Raw genomic sequence first — 15,962 nt, 5'->3', positions numbered from 1 at the left:
TTTTTTGGAGATTATTTATAACTTCTTGTCTTAACTTCGATATTTTCATAAATCAGATCTTCTTTATGCATCTTCTCCTGATTAATATCATCTCCCTGATATTCCCATACCGCCACATACTTGAAGTTTTCATCATCTCGCTCAGCTTCACCTTCTGGCGTTGCATGATCCCAACGGAAGTGCCCACCACAAGATTCTTCTCTTGCCAAAGCATCTTTCGCCATCAATTGTCCTAACTCCAAGAAGTCTGCAACACGAAAGGCTTTCTCTAATTCCATGTTCATTCCGTTTGCGTCACCCGGAACTTTTACCTCTGCCCAGAATTCTTTTTTAACTTCTTCGATTTCATGAATTGCTTCTTGTAAACCTTCAGGAGTTCTTCCCATTCCTACTTTGTTCCACATGATGTGACCCAGTTTTTTATGGAAATAATCAACACTGTGTTTCCCATTATTCGTCATAAAGAAGTTTACTTTATCTTGAATTTCTTTTTCTGCTGCATCAAATTCTGAGCTGTTCGTAGGAATCGCTCCGGTTCTAATATCCGCTGCAAGATAATCTGCAATTGTATATGGAAGGACGAAATAACCATCAGCTAAGCCTTGCATTAAAGCAGAAGCTCCTAATCTGTTGGCACCGTGGTCAGAGAAATTGGCTTCACCGATAACGAAACATCCTGGGATGGTAGACTGTAAATTATAATCCACCCAAACTCCACCCATGGTATAGTGAACCGCTGGATAAATTTTCATTGGTGTTACATAAGGATTGTCGGCAGTAATTTTTTCGTACATCACGAAAAGGTTACCATATTTTTCTTCAATCCAAGCTTTTCCTAAGTCATAAATCTGTTGCTCGGTAGGATTATGAATATTTTTTTCAATCGCTGCTTCCTTCCCTTTCTTCTGAATTTCAGTAGAGAAATCTAAGTAAACTCCTTCTTGAGTGTCATTATTTTCTATTCCGAAACCCGCATCACATCTTTCTTTCGCTGCTCTGGAAGCAACGTCTCTTGGAACTAAATTCCCAAAGGCCGGGTATCTTCTTTCTAAGTAATAGTCTCTATTTTCTGGTGCGATACTTTCCGCTTTTAATTTTCCTTCGCGGATTGCAACGGCATCTTCGATGTTTTTAGGAACCCAGATTCTGCCTGAGTTTCTTAAAGATTCTGACATTAAAGTCAGTTTTGATTGTGCAGTTCCATGTACCGGAATACAGGTAGGGTGAATTTGCACATAACAAGGATTTGCGAAATAGGCTCCTTTTTTATGAATTTTCCAGGCTGCAGAAACATTAGAACCCATTGCATTGGTGGAAAGGAAATAAACATTTCCGTAACCTCCAGACGCAATAACTACAGCGTGAGCAGAATGTCTTTCGATTTCGCCAGTCACAAGGTTTCTAGCGATAATTCCTCTTGCTTTTCCGTCAACTAGAACCAAATCTAGCATTTCATGGCGGTTATGCATTTTGATTCTGCCTTTACCGATTTGTCGGCTCATGGCAGAATAAGCTCCTAATAGAAGTTGTTGTCCTGTTTGGCCTTTTGCATAAAACGTTCTTTTAACCTGAACTCCACCGAAGGAACGGTTATCTAACTGACCACCATATTCACGTCCGAAAGGAACGCCTTGCGCAACGCATTGATCAATAATAGCTGCAGAAACCTCTGCAAGTCGATATACATTTGCTTCTCTCGACCGGTAATCTCCACCTTTGATGGTATCGTAAAATAATCGGTAGGTTGAGTCACCATCACCTTGATAGTTTTTAGCAGCATTAATACCACCTTGAGCAGCGATTGAATGCGCTCTTCTTGGTGAATCCTGGTAACAAAATGCTTTTACATTGTACCCTTGTTCTGCTAAAGTTGCAGCGGCTGAACCTCCTGCTAAACCAGTTCCTACAACAATGACATCGATTTTATCACGGTTGTTTGGTGAAACCAAGTTCATATGATCTTTATGATTTTTCCATTTGTCTGCTAAAGGACCAGCCGGAATTTTTGAATCTAATTTGCTCATTTTTAGAAATTTTAAATTTTAGATTTTAAATTTTACTTTTGCTATAAAACTTAAAATTTATTGAGTGACGTAATGAAAAACGGCTACAAGAATAAAACCTGCAGGAATAAGGATGGAATACCAAGTTCCGATTGCTTTAATTACCGGCGTATATTTGGGATGCCGCGCTCCTACCGATTGGAAAGAAGACTGGAAGCCATGAGCCAAGTGTAATCCCAACAGAATGAAGGAAACCACATAAATAATTACCCGCCAAAGTTCAGCGAATTTCCCGTGCAACTCTCCCCAGAATCTTGTAAGATCGTTGGCATCTCCTTCACCCGGAATATACTTGTATGTCATTTCGTGTAACCAAAAATCATACATGTGTAATCCTAAAAATGCTAAAATCACTGCTCCCGAAACAATCATATTCCGAGACATCCAGGTTGAATTAGCTGCAGCTCCGTTGACTGCGTATTTCACTGGACGTGCATTTCTGTTTCTTATTTCCAGAATAAAACCCATTACAAAATGAAAAATTACCCCTATCACTAAAATAGGTTGCATCACAAATTGAATTAAGGGATTATAACCCATGAAGTAAGAAGCTGCGTTGAAGGGGCCATTTTCTCCACCAAGCGAAAGTAAATTTACCGAAAGGTGCATAATTAGGAAAATGAGCAAAAACATTGCAGATAATGCCATTGCGTACTTTCTACCGATAGTAGAACTAGTTAATCCTGCCATAATAATGTTTAAATTTGAATTCTCACAAAGTTAGAAAAATGCGCAGTGATAACCACGTGAGAAATGTCAGAATATTTTAGTTTGTAATCTTTCTAAATAACATCGTTTTCAATACAAAAATTAGTCTTTGTTAAATAATTATTTCTGCTTATGAGCTTCTAGAGATTTGGTGTTTTTTGGCAAAATTTTCAGCGAAAATTCTTTTGTTCGCCTGGAAGTTAAATAGGGCTCTATAATATATTGTTGTATTTTTTGCTGATTCGCTTTTTCTGAACAATAAAAACTGACCTTCTGTCCTTCTTTGACCGAAACTATGTGCTCTTTGAAAAATTCATGAACCAGAACTTCATTGCTAATTGAGGCCTCATAATTTAACAATAATCGAAGTGAAATAAAAATTAGAAAAAAGTAAATTACCCTGAAAACGTTTTTTATCGAAAATTTCTGAATCGCAAAACGTAGGAAATAAAACAAGAGATACAAAAGCAAAACCTCTATTAAAGTTAGAGGAATCATCTTTTGCATTAAAAAATCCGCCTCGGCAAATTGATGAATAACTTTTAATGTGAAATGTATAAGTTGATCATATAAATAATTAAGTTCTTTTAAATTAATGGAAAGTGAAACTAAAATCACCATTAACAATGAAAAAACAATTACGATTTCAGCAAAAGGGATAATCACCAAATTCGCAATAATCGAGATCGCAGAATATTGATGAAAATAATAAATCACCAACGGAATCGTCCCAAGTTGCGCAGATAAGCTGATCGACAAAATATTGACCAGAAAGTTTTGAAATTTATTTTTCGGTTTCGGTAAGTATTTTAAAATAGGTTGATTGAACCAGTAAATTCCAAAAACTGCAGCGAAACTTAATTGAAATCCCACTTCAAAAAGTTGATTTGAATTGCCCATCAGAATGATTAATGCCGCCAACGCCATTGAATGCAGTAAATCGGTTTTCCGTTGCAATAAAACAAATGTGTAATACGCAGAAATCATCACACAACTTCGCACCACAGAATTCCCGAAATCTATAAAAACGGCGAATGACCAAATTAAAATTAAAGCGACTACGATTTTATGTCTTCTAAATTTAGGCGGAAAAATAAAATTTAAAACCAGTAAAATCACCCCGAAAATAATTGCCATATGGGTTCCGGAAATTGCCAGAATATGCATCATCCCCGAATCACGAAAATCACGAACTGTTCCTTGATCCATTTCTGTGCGGTCGGCAAGAATAATCCCTTTTGCAAATTCGCGGGTGCGTTTCTGTAAGTTCGTTTGGTCAATTTTAGCCAAAGTTTCTAAGCGCCGTTGTTTCACTTTTTCAGCAAAAGAAAGATCTTCGCGTGGTGCAAATTTTAAAGAATTTGGCAAGTAACTCTGAAAGTAAATTCCTTTGCGGGATAAGTATTTTCCATAATCAAATTGAAAATCATGGTAAGGCTTCTGCATTTTGTTGACATACACTTCACCTTCATAATAATGACGATAATCCAGCTCGTCAAACGATTTCGGAAAAGATAAAACGCTCTTAAAATGTTGATTTTCCTTCCACGCATCAATTTCATATCGCCGATTTTTCTCGTTGGAATTGAGCTTTTTAGTCATTTTAAAAATGAGGGTTTCTTTTCCTTTTAATAAAGGAAGATCGGGCTGTTGTGAATGTATATTATGAATAAAAACACCACCAGTAAAAGCTAAAACACTAAATAAAGCCGGACGAAATTTATAGAAATAAAAGTTTTTAGCCGCGATTAAAAACAGCGATAACAAGCTTAAAATCAAGGAGACATAAACAATCCGATCAGACAGTGAAAAATAATCTTGAAAAAAAATCCCAAGGGCGAAACAGGTAACAAGGATAAGTAAAGGCTCTTTGTGCAATTTGATTTTTATGTAAAATTATCAACTTTTGCCGATAAAATCACGGGTAAAATCACCCTTTAACAATTAAATCAGCGGCTAAATCACTGGCGCCTTTACCCCCTAATTTTTCACGAAGAAGTTCAAAATCTTGAAGCATTTGTTCGCGCCGGTCGCCTTTTAAAATCGAGCGGAGTTCTTTTACCAAATTCTGCGTATTTAGACCACTTTGAATAAGTTCCGTTACGATTTCCCGATCCATAATTATGTTAACCAAAGAAATATATTTAATGTTTTTAACGACCCTTTTCCCAATTTCATAAGAAATTGTACTGCTTCGATAGCAAACCACTTCTGGAATATTAAGAAGCGCAGTTTCTAAGGTTGCCGTTCCTGAAGTTACCAAAGCTGCTTTGGAACAACGTAACAAATCATAGGTTTTATTGGACACAAAATGCACATTTTCATCAACGTATTGTTGGTAAAATTCTTTTGGTAAGCTTGGTGCGCCTGCAATCACGAACTGATAATCTTTAAAAGCTGGGCGTACAGAAAGCATTAATTCCAGCATTTTGGTCACTTCCTGTTCTCTGGAACCAGGTAAAAGTGCGATAATATCTTTGTCGGTCAGGTGGTGATCTTTCTTAAATTGCGTACTATCAATTTCGCGTAAATCAGAAATCGCATCTAGCAAAGGATGACCTACGAAATGAGCCTCAACATTATGTTTTTGATAAAAATCTTTTTCAAAAGGAAGAATCACTAACATTTCATCCACGAACTTTCTTATTTTCTCTACTCGACCTTCTTTCCAGGCCCAAAGTTGCGGTGAGATATAATAGACCACTTTAATATTTAAGCTTTTGGCAAACTCAGCAATTCTTAAATTAAAACCAGGATAATCGACTAAAATCAAAACATCCGGTTGATTATGTTTAAGATCTTCTTTGCAAAATTTAATATTTTTCAGAATTGTCCGCAGATTTTTTGCCACTTCTAAAAACCCCATGAAAGCGAGTTCTTTATAATGTTTCACGGGTTCAAAACCTGCAACAGCCGTCATTAAGTCTCCACCCCAAAAACGAAATTCGGCGTGAGCATCTTTTTTGAGAAGTGATTTCATTAAATTTGAAGCATGCAGATCTCCGGAAGCTTCACCAGCGATGATATAATATTTCAATTGATGTTTTGGATTTTGGATTTTGGATTTTGGATTTTGGATTTTTCAACCTTCCCTTAAAAATCGATTATTTACCTTAATTTTGTGTAAAGATAAAAATAAAAATGTCGCAAGATTTAGAAATAAAAAATAAAATAGCCGAAAGCGGATTGGTAAATTTTGACCTTTCACAATTGGTGCCCAAAGGAAAACGGGTCGGTATCGATCTGAAAGATTTTCTGTTTCAGGAATTAATTTTAAAAGAAAAAGATTTTCGCGAGAAAATAGCCGCGCTTAATCCAGATGAATATAAAGATTCTTATCTCTACATTTATAATTCTGCAGACGCTATTGTTCCGCTTTGGGCTTACTTTCTACTCACCGCAAAATTAACCGAAACCGCAAAGAAAATCGTTTTCGGGAATCGAGAGGATTTAGAGGTTCTGCTAATGCACAAAGCCATTCAAACGTATGATTTTTCAGAACTGACGGATAAGAGGGTTTTGGTAAAGGGCTGTAGTGAAGAATCAATTCCCGAGAATGCGTACATCGAATTGGTAGAGCAATTGAAACCACTGGTAAAATCGCTAATGTTTGGTGAAGCCTGCTCCAATGTTCCCATATTTAAAAAATAAATTATTCGTATTCTAATATTTATATTTAACTTTGGTTGAAAATTTATTAACATTTTATAAAAACACTATGAGTTTAATTGACCTATTAACAGGAAGCGCAGGCAACCAAGTCGCATCCGAAGCCGGAAACAAATTCGGAATTAGCAAAAATCAAGTAATCGCTTTATTGGCTGTGGCAGCACCTTTGGTTATTTCTTATTTAAGAAAAAAATCACAAGAAAACCCCAACGAAGCTGAAGCATTAAATAAGGCTTTAGATAGAGATCATGATGGAAGCATTTTAAATGACCCCTCACAAGCGATGGCTAGACAGCAAGAAGGAGGTTCTATTTTGGACCACGTTTTCGGCGGGCAAAAAGCAACCGTAGAGAACCAATTGTCACAAAACACTGGAATTTCAATGGATAAAATAGGACCAATCTTGGCCATGTTAGCACCACTAATTATGGGCTATATTGGTAAAGAAAAACAATCAGGCGGCGTTACGTCTGGCGGTGGTTTAGGAGATTTATTAGGAGGAATCCTGGGAAGTGCTCAAAATCAAGCGCAAGCACAAAATTCAAACCCGTTAAATGACATTTTAGGATCCGTACTTGGTGGAGGTTCACAGCAATCTTCTGGCAATCCTTTAAATGATATTTTAGGAAGTGTACTTGGTGGCGGTAACCAGCAGCAACAATCCCAAGGCGGCTTGGGCGGATTACTAGGCAGCATTTTAGGCGGCAAATAATTCACTTACAAATACCATTAAAAAAAACCGAAGATTAATCTTCGGTTTTTTTGGCTTGAGCCGTTTTGGGTTTTTCCTCTTTCTTATCGTCGGTTTTTTCGGCTTTGGGTTTTGGGGCAGTTTTGGGTTTTTTATCTACTTCTGCATTTTCAAGTTTTGTGGTAGATTTCTGTACCTCTTTTTTTACTTTTTCTTTCGGCGCTTTTTTATCATCCTCCGCCAAAGCTTTTACGGGAATATGATTCGGTGAGCTTGCTTTTCTTGGTCTTTTTTTACCGTAACTTCCAGCGATAATTTTTCCTCTTTTCGATTTTTTATCTCCTTTTCCCATAATTAAACTATTTTTTTAAAGTTGATTCCCTCAAAGTTAGAAAATATTTTGTCAAACACTTCTTAAATAATCATAAATTTTTGGGGCGTGTCCCTTTCCCGCGCTTCTCAAAGAGTTTCCAGCACCTCGGGTCGGGCTTTCCGTTGCAATTCCTCATTCCGCTGCGCTTCATTCCGGGATTTCCTCTACAATCCCTCACGCGAGATACACTGCATACGGTTGGTCCGAAAAATCTCACAGAATTAGAATAAATTAGGATTAACATTCTTTTTGACGCTCGCTTCGCTCGCGCCACCCCTTTCCANGACGCTCGCTTCGCTCGCGCCACCCCTTTCCACAACTTTCACAACAAGCAACCTTTCAAACTTCCATCAATCATCCAAAAAACTTATCTTTGCCATCTGTAATTTAGACCATCAAAAGTCTAAAATCTAACGTCTAATATCTAAAATCAGAAAATATGTTTCGTACGCACACCAACGGAGAATTAAATATCCAAAATCTTAATGAAAATGTCACCCTTTCTGGTTGGGTTCAAACCATTCGCGACAAAGGATTTATGATTTGGATCGATTTGCGAGATCGATACGGAATTACCCAATTGGTTTTTGATGCGGATCGTTCTTCCGCAGAATTATTGGAAAGTGCAAATAAATTAGGACGAGAATTTGTCATTCAAATCGAAGGAAAAGTCATCGAAAGAGTGAGCAAAAATCCAAAAATTCCAACGGGTGAAATTGAAATTCTCGTTGAAAAACTCACTATTTTAAATGAATCTGAAGTTCCACCTTTTACCATCGAAGATCAAACTGATGGCGGCGAAGAACTTCGCATGAAATATAGATATTTGGATATTCGAAGAAATCCAGTGAAAGACAAATTGATTTTCCGGCACAAAATGGCGCAAAAAATTAGAAATTATTTGTCCGAAAAAGATTTTATCGAAGTAGAAACTCCGGTTTTAATTAAATCTACTCCTGAAGGAGCGAGAGATTTCGTGGTTCCAAGCAGAATGAATCCGGGACAATTTTATGCACTTCCACAATCGCCACAAACTTTCAAGCAATTATTAATGATTGGTGGAATGGATCGGTATTTTCAGATCGTAAAATGTTTTCGTGATGAAGATTTGCGTGCAGATCGACAACCAGAATTTACCCAAATCGATTGCGAAATGGCATTCGTAGAACAAGAAGATGTTTTGGAAATCTTCGAAGGTATGACGGGAACTTTATTGAAAGACATTACGGGGAAAGATTTCGGAAAATTCCCCAGAATGACTTTCGATGATGCCATGAAAAAATACGGAAACGACAAACCCGATATCCGATTCGGAATGGAATTCGTGGAAGTAAATGAACTCGTAAAAGGAAAAGATTTTAAAATATTTGATGATGCAAAATTGATTGTTGGTATCAATGCAGAAGGTTGTGCCGAATACACCAGAAAACAAATCGATGAATTAATCGACTGGGTAAAACGTCCGCAAATTGGTGCTTCTGGAATGATTTGGATTAAATTTCAACAAGATGGAATCATCACTTCTTCGGTTAATAAATTTTACAATGAAGAAGATTTAGCGAAAATAGTAGAAAAATTCGGAGCAAAAAAAGGCGATTTAATTTTATTAATGAGCGGAAACGAAAATAAAGTAAGAACCCAACTTTCTGCCCTGAGAATGGAATTAGGAAACAGATTAGGATTAAGAAATCCGAAAGACTTTGCGCCACTTTGGGTCATCGATTTTCCACTTTTGGAATGGGATGAAGAAACAGAAAGATTTCACGCAATGCATCATCCATTCACCGCACCAAAACCAGAAGACGAATATTTATTAGAAACTGAACCTGGAAAAGCTAGAGCAAATGCGTATGATTTAATTCTGAACGGAAATGAAATTGGAGGAGGTTCGGTAAGAATTTTCGATAAAGATTTACAGGCAAAGATGTTTCAATTATTAGGATTTACCCAAGAAGAAGCAGAATCACAATTTGGGTTTTTGATGAATGCTTTCAAATACGGCGCTCCTCCTCATGCTGGTTTGGCTTTAGGTTTTGACCGATTGGTTGCAATTCTGGATGGAAATGAGGTCATCCGAGATTATATTGCTTTTCCGAAAAATAATTCTGGAAGAGATGTGATGATTGATGCGCCTTCGAAAATTGCGGATGAGCAATTGGAGGAGTTGGAACTTAAATTGAATTTGATATCTTAAAAGTTTTGTTTTTTAAAATATAATCTTGTAATTCAAAATATTGTTTTTAACATTAGAGGAAATCATTATCGATTAGTTGCAATTATTATTTTTCAATCAAAAAAAGTTTACATAAGATTTATTGGAAATCATAAAGATTACGACAAAATTAATGTTTCAAATATTTAAAAAATGACAAAAACACAATATAAAGTTACTTGTGAAAGAATTGAAGAATTGTTGAAAGTTTTTGGTAATGAAACTTCTACAGATGATAAAAAATTTATTGAATTAGACTTTTTATCAGATTTGGTTGCAGATTATGAAGAAAAACATTTCCCTATTGAAACTCCTACTTTGCAATAGATTGTAAAACTAAGAACATTTGAATTAAATCATTGATTTCAAGGCAACTTCGCCACCAAACTTTCCGGCAATATTTTCAGGATAAAATAAATGATTTTCCATTTCCAATTGGGAACGATGGTGAAAGAATTTCCTGCGTTAACAACGAATTTCGCAACATAATCAGGCTCCATGATTAAGGATTGATTGAGTTCTAAACCTTCATTAATTTTTGTGTTGATATAACCAATCACCAAAACATTGACGATGATTTTTCGTTCCGCTAATTCTTGTCGAAGTCCCGCCAAATATTGGGTGAAAGCCGCTTTTGTACTCCCATAAATAAAATTACTTTTTCTTCCACGAACTCCAGACAACGAAGAAAGTCCAATAATTCTTTCTAAATTTTTGTTGGTTTTATCTGTCGCGATACTATTTAAAATAGAAACCGCACCGATGTAATTGGCTTTCATCATTTGAAAAGTTCCTTCGAAATTTTTCAATGCTTCCTGATTATCCACCAAAAAACCTGCAGCATATAAAACAATATGAGGTTTTTCGGAAAGTTCGTCGTAAAATTTCTGGTGAGAATCGAAATCTGCAGCATCGAAATAAACCACTTCAATTTGAGTAGAAAATTCCTGATTTTGAGTAACGAAATTTTTCAATTCTTCGGTGTTTCTGGAAGCAGCAATAACATGAAAACCCTTTGATAGATATTGTTTCATGCATTCTTTCGCTACATCGGAATTTGCACCAAGAACCAAAACTATTTTTTTAGAAATCGTTTTCATCAATTTATTTTGAACGCAATCTTTCCTTAATCATTTCAATATTTCTCTTCGCAGAATCTTCTAAAATTAAACTTGCACTCATCAAAATTCTTTCGGGCATTAATTGTTCGAAATGTTCCGTTCCTTCCCAGGAAACTATTTTAATTAATGCTAAAGCATCGTAACTTCTGGTTGATAATTTCTTTAAAAAACCATCGATTTGTTGGTCCATTTCTGAAATATTTTCAGAAACATTTTGATAAATATCGTGTTTTTCGCACCATTCTGCATTTCGGAAATCAGCGTCAATCGACATTGCAGAATAAGCAGATTTCCCAATTTTTCTTTCTACAAATGGTCCGATTACAAATGGTCCGATTCCGAGATTAAGTTCCGTTAAAGCCAATGCAGAATCTTTCGTGGCGAAACAATAATCGGCTGCACAAGCAATTCCTACTCCACCTCCTGTTGTTTTTCCTTGAACTCTTACGACGACTAATTTTCCACAATTTCGCATTGCGTTAAGAACTTTAGCAAATCCTCCGAAGAATTTTTTTGATGTTTCTAATTCTTCAATTTCTAAAAGTTCATCAAAACTTGCACCTGCACAAAAAGATTTTTCTCCGGCAGATTTTAATAAAATTGCTTTTACATTTTCATCTTTTCCGCATTCTAAAATAGTTTTCGCGAGTAATTCTAAAATTTCACCGGGAAGTGAATTGCTTTTCGGTGTTCCGAAAGTGATTTCGGCGATGTTGTTTTTTATTTCTGATGTTACAAATCCGTTGTTCATGATGCTTTATTTAGGGCCATTAAATATTTGTCGATGTATAATTGTTTTTCTTTGCTTTTGTATTGTTGAATAAATCGTGGATGTTCCAAAACGGTCATCTTGTCGAAAAACTTTTCTTCTTTGTTAATTTTATCAAGAAAAGTCGCATTCTTTTTTCCAAGAATAAAAACTTCCGAAGTATCTAAACCTAATTTAATATGATCTTTTAAACTTTTAATCATAAAAGGTTTTACGGCTTCAAAAAGATTTTTGTCATCATAATAATTGGCGTTTAATCCACCACGAATTGTTCGTCTTGTAATCGCCAAAGGAAAAGGAGAATTAATGTAAAATTCTTTATAAAAAAGTTCTGGTCCACCAAAATTTTCGATGACATCATATAAAAAAACAGAAGAAATTTCGTGGGTATGTGCAGATTTCATTTCAATTCCGCAAACGCTTTCCAGCCGTTTTGTATCGGTAAACGGAACACCTGTAACTCCGGCTCCATGACGACTCGGATTAATTCCGATGATGAATTTTCTTTGTGAATAATCGTTGTAAAATTTTTGATAAAACTCGGTCATCACCACTAAAGTTTCGGGGTTATCGAAAAATGGATTGAGTACGTCGAAACCTTCGGGAAGATTTCCGGAATATTTTAATTTTTTATTAAAAGCGACTACTTTTTCGCCGATTTTTTTTTGTTTTTGCACACAGATTTCACAGATTTTCACGGATGATGTGTTTAACTCTCTACAGATAGATTTTACAAAACTGCATCCAATATTTTCTATTAATACTTATAAGGGACTTTTTGACAGATTTTTTTCTTTTTTTGCACACAGATTTCACAGATTTTCACGGATGATGTGTTTAACTCTCTACAGATAGATTTTACAAAACTGCATCCAATATTTTCTATTAATACTTATTAAGGGACTTTTTGACAGATTTTTTTTTGAATTTTTTTTGCTCTTTTTTTGCACACAGATATTACGTTATTCTTTGCGCTGTATTGCACACAGATTTCACAGATTTTACTTTTATTTTGATTTTGATTTTTAATATCCGTTTATAATTCTAAAAATATTCTTATTTATTTCTGCGGTGTTAAAATTAACCAATAATCCTAAATGAAGATCTGTTATTTTCAGATAATTGAGTAATTGTTTATGATGAATTGGTAATATTTCTGTCACCGATTTTACTTCAACAATAATCCTATCTTCAACTAAAATATCACCTCGAAATGCAATTCCCAAATCAATCTCTTTATAAATTACAGAAATGGGAAACTGGCTTTTATTTCTAAACCTTGACTTTTAAGTTCAATTATTAATGCTTTTTCGTAAACACTTTCCAATAATCCTGAACCAAGCGTATTATACACCTCAAAAATTCCCTTTCGAATTGCGTAAGTTAATTCATTTTCTGTCATAACATTTTATATTAAAAACATTTTAAAAAAAATCTGTACAAATCTGTATGCCATTTAAGTACAATTAATCCAAGTTACTCTTTGCACTTTTCATTTTCATTTATCTGTGAAAATCTGTGAAATCTGTGTGCCAAAAATCAGTGATTAAGACAATCCAAATTGCTCAAAATGATGCGTCACATGTTTTTGATGAAAAAGTTCCATCATGTCTTTATTTAATTTTCCGAAGATAAAATGTAAATGCTCTGCTTCTGGATTTTCGCGGTAATAAATTTGATAGTTTTTTACGGATTCTAAAAAATTGGTTTTGGCTTCTTCCAGATTTTTATATTTTAATACGGGTAATTTTCCATCTTCAAGAAAAGGAGCGGGAAAATCTTTCGGCATTTTTCTAAAGTTGTAAAGCGAATCTTGAAAAGCTTCAATTTGTTCTTCGGGAGTTTTACAAGAATCGGTTTCTAATTCTCCGGTACTGTATTTCATGGTGGTTTCCAGATGTTCCAACATTTCTTGTACATTCATTCGACCCCATTTTGGTGAAGTTTCTTTGTTTAAAAGTTGAAGCCGCTTTGTAAAATCTTTGTAATCAATTTTAATGAAAGGCGATTTCTTCGCCACTAAGGTTAAGATCGTTGCAACACAAACTGTCTCTTCTCTTTGATTCACTACTTCAACCAACCACTTTACAACGCCACTTGGAATATTTCGTCCTTTTACGCCTTTGTTAATTTTTTCTTTTGCCGTTAAATAAACCGTAATCGTATCTCCTGCATAAACAGGTTTGAAAAAATTCGCGTTTTCTAACCCATAATTCGCGATCACTGGTCCTTTTTTACCGGACACAAATAATCCGGCCGCGGCGGAAAGGATGAAATAGCCATGAGCAACCATTTTATCGAAAATAGTTCCGTTGAGCGAAGTTGCATCAGTATGTGCATAAAAATGATCCCAAGAAACATTAGAAAAATTCACGATATCTGCTTCTGTTACGGTTCTTCCGGCAGTTTCCAAAGAATCGCCAATTTCAACTTCTTCAAAATAACTTCTGAAAGGATGTTTATCTGAAAAATTTTGTGTCGCGCCAGTTTGATAAATTTGTGTAATCGCCGTCAGAATATCCGGTGAACCTTGGATTGCTGTTTTCTGTAAAAAGAAATGAAGCCCATTTAACCCACCCATTTCTTCTCCACCTCCCGCTCTTCCGGGACCGCCATGCATTAAGGTTGGTAAAGGTGAACCATGGCCGGTTGATTCTTTAGCATTATCACGATTTAGGACAAAAATTCGTCCGTGCGAAGAAGCCATTTTCCAGGAGGTTTCTGCGACGAATTTTTCATCTCGGGAAATGATAGAACCGACTAAACTTCCTTTTCCACGTTTTGCTAAAGCTGCAGCTTCGTCGGCATCTTTGTACGGCATTATGGTTGAAACCGGGCCGAATGCTTCTACTTCATGAGAAGAGTTTTTTTCAAAAGGTTTATCGTTGTAGAAAACTTTCGGCGTCATGAAGGCTCCTTTTTCGTAATCAGCATCGATTAATTCCTGTTGACCGTCGTAAATTAATTCAGTTTCAGCTGATAATAAATCTATTTTTCCCTGAAGAACTTCCATTTCTTTTTTACCAACGATGGAACCCATTCTGGTTTCGCGGCTTAACGGATTTCCTATTTTGGTTTGATCTAAAGCTTTGCTTAACGCATTCTGAACGTCACCCACTAAATTTTCCGGAACGATTATTCTTCGGATTGCCGTACATTTTTGTCCGGCTTTGGTGGTCATTTCGGTGCGAACTTCTTTAATAAACAAATCAAATTCTGGTGTTCCGGGTTTTGCATCAAGACCGAGAATGGAACAGTTCAAAGAATCGGCTTCCATATTAAAACGGACAGAATTACTAGAAACTGAGGGTAAAGATTTTAATTTTTTCCCGGTAGAAGCAGAACCAGTGAAAAGTACTGAATCACCGTCCTGAACGAAATCTAAAATGTTTCCAGGTTCACCGCAAACCAATTGGATTGCTCCTTCCGGAAGAATTCCACTTTCAATCATATCCTGGAACACTGCGTTTGTCAGATAAGAACCTGGCGTTGCTGGTTTTATGATACTTGGAACTCCGGCTAAAAGAGAAGTTGATAATTTTTCTAACATTCCCCAAACCGGGAAATTGTAGGCATTAATTTGTACTGAAACTCCTTCGCTTGGCGTTAGGATGTGGGTTCCGATAAAAGTACCGTTTGCGCCAAGCTTTTGCGTATCACCATCAACCCAAAATGGCGTGTTGGGCAACATTCTTTTTGCAAGTCCCGAATAGGTGAAGAAAGTTCCGAAACCTCCTTCGATATCGACCCAGGAATCTGCGTGAGTTGCACCTGTTTTATAGGATAAATCGTAATATTTTTTCTTTCTTTCTAATAAATACAAAGCTACTTTCTTCAACATTTCACCACGATCGTAGAACGTCATGGAGGAAAGATTTTTGTAACCAACGGTTCTTCCGTAATCTAAAGCTGCTTCAAAATCGATTCCTTCGGTATCTGAAATTGCGACCAATTCACCATTAACTGCATTATAAAGTGGGACTTCATTTCCTGAACCTTCGATCCATTGTCCGCTGATGTAATTTTTTAGTTTCATTATTTATTAGATGTGGATTTTTTTAAACTTTTGAACAGCATTTTAATTAAGACATAGCATAAGAAGAAAATTAGAGCAATGTCAATGGTAAAAACCAATGATGGTAAAACATCACTTAAGATCTGTTTTTGCTCCAATGATTTTAAAGCCTCTTTATTTTCTGTATCATTAATGGCTTTCGAGATGCCGATTCCTTTTTGAAGAATATAGAAGGCTATAATATTAAGTGCAACCAAAAATATTCCTGCAGCTGCGAGTATCTTTTTACTTTTTGAATTCATTTATAATTTATATCGTTGATTGGAAAAACATTTACTCTT

15 protein-coding genes and 1 pseudogene are annotated in these 15,962 nt (G+C 35.8%); 5 read left to right on the top strand and 11 right to left on the bottom strand.

Annotation, left to right across the window (positions count from 1 at the left end; genetic code table 11):
* Window positions 1–11: 11 nt before the first annotated feature.
* From QWY78_RS00625 to lpxB, 4 genes are all read right to left on the bottom strand, one after another.
* Window positions 12–2,024, bottom strand: coding sequence for a fumarate reductase/succinate dehydrogenase flavoprotein subunit (locus QWY78_RS00625; RefSeq protein WP_290215732.1), 2,013 nt, complete (start codon window positions 2,022–2,024; stop codon window positions 12–14).
* A 57-nt stretch (window positions 2,025–2,081) separates the two neighbouring features.
* Window positions 2,082–2,753: a succinate dehydrogenase cytochrome b subunit gene (locus tag QWY78_RS00620; RefSeq protein ID WP_290215731.1), complete on the bottom strand. Its 672-nt coding sequence runs from the start codon at window positions 2,751–2,753 to the stop codon at window positions 2,082–2,084.
* 138 nt (window positions 2,754–2,891) lie between these two features.
* On the bottom strand, window positions 2,892–4,550 hold the full coding sequence (locus QWY78_RS00615) for a ComEC/Rec2 family competence protein (protein WP_353960518.1): 1,659 nt from the start codon (window positions 4,548–4,550) through the stop codon (window positions 2,892–2,894).
* Window positions 4,551–4,701: 151 nt separating this feature from the next.
* Window positions 4,702–5,808 (bottom strand): lipid-A-disaccharide synthase, encoded by a 1,107-nt coding sequence (lpxB, locus tag QWY78_RS00610; RefSeq protein WP_290215729.1) that lies wholly within the window; start codon window positions 5,806–5,808, stop codon window positions 4,702–4,704.
* A gap of 104 nt (window positions 5,809–5,912) precedes the next feature.
* On the opposite strand from lpxB, the gene QWY78_RS00605 reads away from it, so the two are divergent.
* Entirely contained in the window at window positions 5,913–6,422 is a 510-nt protein-coding gene (locus tag QWY78_RS00605; RefSeq protein ID WP_290215728.1) for a DUF2480 family protein, read from the top strand.
* 67 nt (window positions 6,423–6,489) lie between these two features.
* A complete protein-coding gene (locus QWY78_RS00600) occupies window positions 6,490–7,152 on the top strand; it encodes a DUF937 domain-containing protein (protein ID WP_290215727.1) in 663 nt (220 codons plus the stop codon).
* A gap of 34 nt (window positions 7,153–7,186) precedes the next feature.
* Here the strand turns inward: QWY78_RS00600 and QWY78_RS14890 are convergent, their stop codons facing one another.
* Window positions 7,187–7,483 (bottom strand): 30S ribosomal protein THX, encoded by a 297-nt coding sequence (locus QWY78_RS14890; protein ID WP_435389024.1) that lies wholly within the window; start codon window positions 7,481–7,483, stop codon window positions 7,187–7,189.
* Between the two features lie 460 nt (window positions 7,484–7,943).
* Here QWY78_RS14890 and aspS point away from each other — a divergent pair, with 460 nt between their 5' ends.
* From aspS to QWY78_RS00580, 3 genes are read left to right on the top strand one after another with little or no spacing between them, the layout of a single operon-like run.
* Complete coding sequence (gene aspS, locus QWY78_RS00590) at window positions 7,944–9,698, top strand: aspartate--tRNA ligase (protein ID WP_290215726.1); 1,755 nt, start codon at window positions 7,944–7,946, stop codon at window positions 9,696–9,698.
* 30 nt (window positions 9,699–9,728) lie between these two features.
* Window positions 9,729–9,866 (top strand): type II toxin-antitoxin system HigB family toxin, encoded by a 138-nt coding sequence (locus QWY78_RS00585; protein WP_353960517.1) that lies wholly within the window; start codon window positions 9,729–9,731, stop codon window positions 9,864–9,866.
* Window positions 9,867–9,869: 3 nt separating this feature from the next.
* Window positions 9,870–10,043 carry an XRE family transcriptional regulator gene (locus QWY78_RS00580; RefSeq protein WP_290215725.1) on the top strand — a complete coding sequence of 58 codons (174 nt, stop codon included), beginning with the start codon at window positions 9,870–9,872 and terminating at the stop codon, window positions 10,041–10,043.
* 38 nt (window positions 10,044–10,081) lie between these two features.
* Here the strand turns inward: QWY78_RS00580 and QWY78_RS00575 are convergent, their stop codons facing one another.
* From QWY78_RS00575 to QWY78_RS00550, 6 genes and pseudogenes are all read right to left on the bottom strand, one after another.
* On the bottom strand, window positions 10,082–10,816 hold the full coding sequence (locus QWY78_RS00575; RefSeq protein ID WP_290215724.1) for an SDR family NAD(P)-dependent oxidoreductase: 735 nt from the start codon (window positions 10,814–10,816) through the stop codon (window positions 10,082–10,084).
* Window positions 10,817–10,820: 4 nt separating this feature from the next.
* On the bottom strand, window positions 10,821–11,588 hold the full coding sequence (locus tag QWY78_RS00570) for an enoyl-CoA hydratase/isomerase family protein (RefSeq protein WP_290215723.1): 768 nt from the start codon (window positions 11,586–11,588) through the stop codon (window positions 10,821–10,823).
* Window positions 11,585–12,283, bottom strand: a complete 699-nt coding sequence (locus QWY78_RS00565) for an SMUG2 DNA glycosylase family protein (RefSeq protein WP_290215722.1) — start codon at window positions 12,281–12,283, stop codon at window positions 11,585–11,587. Before QWY78_RS00565 ends, QWY78_RS00570 begins: the two co-directional genes overlap by 4 nt.
* A gap of 348 nt (window positions 12,284–12,631) precedes the next feature.
* A pseudogene (locus tag QWY78_RS00560) lies at window positions 12,632–13,008 on the bottom strand (GxxExxY protein).
* Between the two features lie 144 nt (window positions 13,009–13,152).
* Window positions 13,153–15,645, bottom strand: coding sequence for a phenylacetic acid degradation bifunctional protein PaaZ (gene paaZ, locus QWY78_RS00555; RefSeq protein WP_290215779.1), 2,493 nt, complete (start codon window positions 15,643–15,645; stop codon window positions 13,153–13,155).
* Window positions 15,642–15,923, bottom strand: coding sequence for a hypothetical protein (locus tag QWY78_RS00550; protein ID WP_290215721.1), 282 nt, complete (start codon window positions 15,921–15,923; stop codon window positions 15,642–15,644). The genes paaZ and QWY78_RS00550 overlap by 4 nt, the downstream gene beginning before the upstream one ends.
* Between the last annotated feature and the right edge of the window lie 39 nt (window positions 15,924–15,962).

Origin of the sequence: Kaistella yonginensis, assembly GCF_030409525.1 — a bacterium.
Taxonomy (GTDB): Bacteria; Bacteroidota; Bacteroidia; order Flavobacteriales; family Weeksellaceae; genus Kaistella; species Kaistella yonginensis.
The sequence above is the reverse complement of the archived record's forward strand: the minus strand, read 5'-3'. Positions and strand labels throughout refer to the sequence as shown.